Here is a 5,645-nt window from a genome sequence, read left to right on the forward strand (position 1 = left end):
GTTTTCTTTATATAAAAGCCGTAAGGCTGTTACAATCCGCTTAAGCAGATACCGATCTGGTAAGGCCTGATATCCATGTTATTGCTGGCATTGTCTTTCAGCAACGGGTTCAGGGAATATGCGCCGAACAGGGCAAAATTACCATAACCTACGCGAGCCGTAGCGGCAAAGCGCCATGGGTTAAAGAATCCCCTGTTGGCATCTTTATCGATATCCTTGCTGCCATTGGCCCCGGTATATTTAATTTTGGTGTGAGCATCCACCAGGGCGCCCACTTTCACACCTATCGCAGCTTTAAAGCCCTTATTGGCATTATCCGGCACGCTGCGGTATCTTAATTCAATAGGAATTTCGAGATAAGTGGTGGCTACTTTATTCTTTTTAGCAGTGGAAGTAGGGAAAGATACCTGGTTAGGGTTCAGTTTTCCCTGGATATCCATGGTATGATCTTTCAGGTATATGCCACTGGTGCTGAAGCCTAAACCCGCTGCCATGCTCAATTTGGATTTCTTGAACGGGAAGTCGTACATCAGGGCGATATTAAAACCCCTGTTAAGGCCGCTCTTAATACTGTCAGGCGCACCTGCCCAGCCATCGTATGATAACTGTATCATCAAAAAGTCGTTGGAATGGGTAACTTTATTAACCGCTTTATTCATCGGCGAGCCACCATCCTGTGCAAAAACTCCAATAGAAACAGCTATCAGACCCAGGGTAAAAATTATTTTCTTCATATATTATACATACTTAGGAAAAAGAATATTAGGCAAATATAATGGAATGATTGTAACACAATTGGTTAAAATATTGCAAAAACATTCACCCCATAATACATTCACAGGCCGAAAGTAACAGAAAAACAGATATCGGCCACCATAATCTTTTCCTGATCTTCACGTTATACTGAACAAGATGAACAGCAATATTGCCGCAAAATATCCTAATTTGAATAAATAATCCATCACTACGCCCATAACCCCTGCCAACGCTATTAAAGAGTCGTTGAAAATGTACGCATGAAAAAAATTGCAAATACGGTTCTGGTACTTATCCTGGTGGTATTTATGGCGCTCATGGGTTTTGTTTACTATGCCTGGGTAGTCAAAAAAAGAAGCAGGAGCGCTGCTGAAAACATCATACAAACCAACCTTCTGATCGATAAAGTAAGACATGTGGCAATGCTGGATAACAATTATACCAGCAGTATCCGCGATATGCTGATGATGGACCAGGCAACCATACCAGCAGCCAGCCTTGCCCTGCCAGACAGTATGCAGCATCTCCTGAAGTCCGTTGCCGCCAGTATGCCCGGGGATACGGTTTCCCAAAAAATACTGGACAACTTCAGTATTCTTCTCCAAAAAAAAAATAATTATAACAAGCGTATCCTTGCCCTGGCTTCCTCCCGGCCGGAGCTGGCCAGGCAACTGGTTATTGCACCTGAAAACGCCCTGTTCCGCGACAGTGTAAGAAAAGAAGTAAATGATTTCATGCAGGCAAACCGGAGTAAACTGATTGCACGGATAGATAAAGACAACCGTTACACCCTGTACTCCTTCTGGACCACCATCACCATCAGCCTGTTCACCCTGGTACTGCTGCTGGGCGAATCGCGCTACCTGTACCGGATGTTCAAAAAGCAAAAGCGAAGAAACAACCAACTGTACAAAAGAGAACAATCTTTCCTGCGGCTGGCGGAAGAAACAGAACTGATCCTCTACAAATCGCAGATAGACGGCACATTTACTTATGTGAGCAAGCGCGCCGCTGAAATGACAGGCTACACCAATACGGAACTGGTGGGCAAACATTACGCTATGTTCCTGGACGAACCTACCTGGAAACGGCTGGAAGCATTTTACATGAACCAGGTGAGAACAGGCGACGATTATACCTCGCAGGAGTTTGAAATCATTACCAGGTCGGGCGCCAAAAAATGGGTAGAACAAATGGCCGCCCTGGTATATGGCGACGATGGCCGGGTAAAAGAGTTCCAGTGCATTGTAAGGGATATTGATAAGGAGAAAAGGAACGAAGACCAGGTAATGTACCTCCAGGAGCGGCTGGACGCAATTATCGACTTTATGCCGTCGATGATGTTTATAAAAGATATGCCGGGGAAATACCTGCTTGTGAACAACCGGTTCTCCGAAGTACACGGCGTGGATAAAAAGGATATTATCGGTAAAACAGATGCGGAATTGCCTTACGAATGGGTACAACGGTATGCCGGCCTTGACCGGGAGGTAGCCGCCACCGGCGCCAGGGTGAAATCAGAAGAAAGTTTTACGGTGAATGGCAAAACCTATCACTTCCTCATCACCAAATTCCCGCTCAGGAATGCACAGGGCGAAATGATCGGCATCTGCGGCATAGGGCAGGACTTTACGGAGAAAAATAATTATATCGCCGCTATTGAAAATGCCAATAACCTGGCGCAGGAAGCCATCAGCGCGCAGGAAATATTCCTCGCCAATATGAGCCATGAAATTCGTACGCCCATGAACGGTATTATTGGCATGATCAACCTCCTGATGCAGCAAAGCCAGCTGTCGCCCCTGCAACTGGAATACACCGGCGCCATTAAAACATCCGCTAACCGCCTGCTGGTGATCATCAACGAAATCCTCGACTTCTCAAAAATAAAAGCAGGTAAACTCCTGCTGCTCCGGGAACCATTCGATATCTACGAGGTAACAGACAATGCCCTCTTCCCCCTGAAAATACAGGCGCAACAAAAAGGGTTGTCATTTTTTGATGAGATAGATAAAGATATCCCGGCTTCCCTGCTGGGAGATGAAGTACGCCTTCAACAGATACTCACCAACCTCGTGGAGAACGCCATAAAATTCACACCCGGTGGGAAAGTAAGTGTAAAAGTAGCACTGGTGGAAGAAGGCGCCAATGTACTCCGCCTGGGCTTCGAAATAAAAGATACCGGCATTGGCATCGATCCGGAACAGCATGAACTGATCTTTAAAAGCTTCTCGCAAACACATGCAGGCAATACCCGAAAATTTGGCGGCACCGGGCTGGGACTAGCCATCACAAAGGAACTCATTACATTGCAGCATGGCTTTATCCGGGTAAACAGCCAATTGAATGAAGGCGCTACCTTTTACTTTGAACTGCCGTTTGAACGGAATAATGAAAACATTACCGGCAAAGATGAGAAAGGACACCTGCACCACATTGAAAAACCATTACAAGGAAAAAGCATACTGGTGGTAGAAGACGACGACATTAACCAACAGGTGGTATTTCATACGCTACGCAATGCCGGCGCCAGAACAGACGTGGTGAGCAGCGGCAAATGGGCCCTTGACATGCTGGACTGTAAACAATACGATTGCATCATCATGGACATTCAAATGCCGGGGATGGATGGCTACCAGGCTACACAGGCCATACGCCGGAAAGGCATTCAAACTTGCATCATCGCAATGACCGCCTCCGCACTGAAAGGAGAAAAAGACCGCTGCCTGGGGGCAGGTATGAATGACTATATTTCAAAACCATTTGATCGCGCCGACCTGTTTCATAAGATCCTGAAAGGATTGGGCGAACAGGCGCCGGAAACCACGCCCGTAAAAGAGGAAACCACAGATGTACCATTACTCAGTGAACTGAATTTTTCTGCTGTATACAGCATGATGTCGGGCGAAAAAGAGCATGTAAAAATAATGCTGGAAGAACTCCTGGATAGCATTCCTCAAAAATTTTCAGAGATGAACCAGCTGCTGGCGGAAAAAAACTGGCAGGCACTGTATATACTGGCGCACCAGATGAAATTTAACCTGAACATGGCTGGTATGTCCTATGCATCGGAAGTAGCCTTGTCTATCGAAAGAGATGCCCGCCTGGAAGAGCACCTGGATAGTATCCCCGACCGGCTGCAGGAAATTATGACCATCTATTACCGTCATGCACATCTTATAAAAGCACATGTTGAACAGGCATAAAAAATTTATGCTTCCGGCAGGGTGAAATAAAATCTGCTGCCTTTTCCTTCTTCGCTGTTTACGCCAATGATGCCTCCCTGGGCTTCAATAAACTCCTTTGAAATGGCAAGCCCCAGCCCATTTCCCTGGCCCTTCATGCCCGGTACCTGGAAAAATCTTTCAAAAATTTTACTCCTGAAAGCTTCGGGAATACCCTTCCCGTAATCCTGTACTGCGAATAACAGCATTTCCGTTCCGGTGGGCGTTACTACCAGGTCTATATCAGCACCATGGGTGGAGTAGCGGATAGCGTTGGTTAACAGGTTCACCAGTACCCAGGCGGTTTTTTCCACATCGGCCAGTACCCTGGGTAAAGTATCCGGCACCTGTGTGCGGATGGTAATTTCCCGCTGGGCGGCCTGTTTCTGTACAGTGTCCATGGCGTATTGCACAATGTTCATGGCTGTAACCGGCTGGGGTTGGAGTTGTATATTACCACTTTCTACCTGCGACAGATCCAGCAGTTCGCTCACAATTTTTATCATGCGGCGGTTGTCTTGCTTCAGGCTGTCCAGCAGTTCCTTTTGTTCCGGGCTGAGCACTCCTGTGCGTTCATCTTCCAATAATTTAATGCTGAAATCGGACGCTGCCAGCGGGGTTTTCAGCTCATGCGAAATAGTGGCAATGAAATGTGTTTTAGCAATATCCTGCTCTTTGAAGGTGGTAATATTCCGGAGGATCACTACATAGCCTATACGTTTTTCTTCGTGCCGGATATCCGTTGTTTCCCGGGTAAAGAAACACTCCTTTCCGTCCACTACTATCTTAAGCGGTGCATTTTCGTTTGTGCTTACGAGGAAACGCAGCAGGTCGTTCCGTTTAGAGATTTCTTCTGCCGCCTGTCCTATAAGATCTTTTTCCGGCATGTTCAGCAGTTGCAGGGCAGGGGTGTTGGCAAACAGGATCACGTTATTCACATCAAACCCTATGGTGGCATCTTTCAGGCTGCTGATCACGGCTTCTGCCCGCTGCTTTTCAAACACAATACGCGCCAGGTTACTATGTTCATATTCGTCCAGCCGCTGGGCCATTGTATTAAAGGCAGCCGCCAGATCGCCGAACTCATCGCCGGATTTGAAATAGAGCCTTTTGCCATATTGTTTGTTGGCAATATCTTTTATTCCCTGTGTGAGTGCAGCTATAGGATTGGCAACATATCCCGGGAAATTATAAACAAAAGTAAAGCCCAGCACAAAGCACAGACCGCTGATAATAGCAATATACAGCAATGCGTTATCCGCCGTTTTCTTTACCTTTTCGTTTTTACCCACAATGGCCGCCATATTCACATCCATGATGGTATAAATATTCTTTTTTATAGCGCTTATTTCAACAGTAGAATCTTTTTGCAGTAGCTCAAAAATGCGGGTAACTGCTTCAGTCGCATCTTTTTCCCCTCTTTCGGTTACGTTAGCCTGCTGCTTGCTGAGGTTAAGGGAAAATGCCTGCATGGCAGCGGCACGATGAGCCGGCAGATCTTCCAAAGCTACCAGCATATTTTTCGAATACTCCAGTGATTCATAATTATCCTTAAGAATAAACTTCGCCTTTTCATTCAAACGGTTCAGATAATAATAGCCCAGTATGCTCACCACCAGCAGCATGATGTACAGGAATAATACCCCCAGCGTAATCTTTGTTTTT

Annotated in this window: 3 protein-coding genes; 1 reads left to right on the plus strand and 2 read right to left on the minus strand. The window is 46.2% G+C overall.

What is annotated here, in order from left to right:
* Positions 1–29: 29 nt before the first annotated feature.
* The gene (locus VN105_RS20140) at positions 30–734 is read right to left on the minus strand and encodes a porin family protein (protein ID WP_325643546.1); all 705 of its coding nucleotides are present in this window, start codon (positions 732–734) and stop codon (positions 30–32) included.
* Between the two features lie 282 nt (positions 735–1,016).
* Between VN105_RS20140 and VN105_RS20145 the strand changes: the two genes are divergently transcribed.
* A complete protein-coding gene (locus VN105_RS20145; RefSeq protein ID WP_325643548.1) occupies positions 1,017–3,962 on the plus strand; it encodes a PAS domain S-box protein in 2,946 nt (981 codons plus the stop codon).
* Positions 3,963–3,967: 5 nt separating this feature from the next.
* Here the strand turns inward: VN105_RS20145 and VN105_RS20150 are convergent.
* Positions 3,968–5,645: ATP-binding protein (locus VN105_RS20150; RefSeq protein WP_325643550.1), on the minus strand; the 1,678-nt coding region annotated here is incomplete at its 5' end.

The organism is Chitinophaga sp., from assembly GCF_035564935.1.
Classification (GTDB): Bacteria; Bacteroidota; Bacteroidia; order Chitinophagales; family Chitinophagaceae; genus Chitinophaga.

Bases quoted from the DNA above. Each gene is read 5' to 3' on its own strand.
- VN105_RS20145 (WP_325643548.1), top strand. From the start codon at position 1,017: ATGAAAAAAATTGCAAATACGGTTCTGGTACTTATCCTGGTGGTATTT.
- VN105_RS20140 (WP_325643546.1), bottom strand. From the start codon at position 734: ATGAAGAAAATAATTTTTACCCTGGGTCTGATAGCTGTTTCTATTGGA.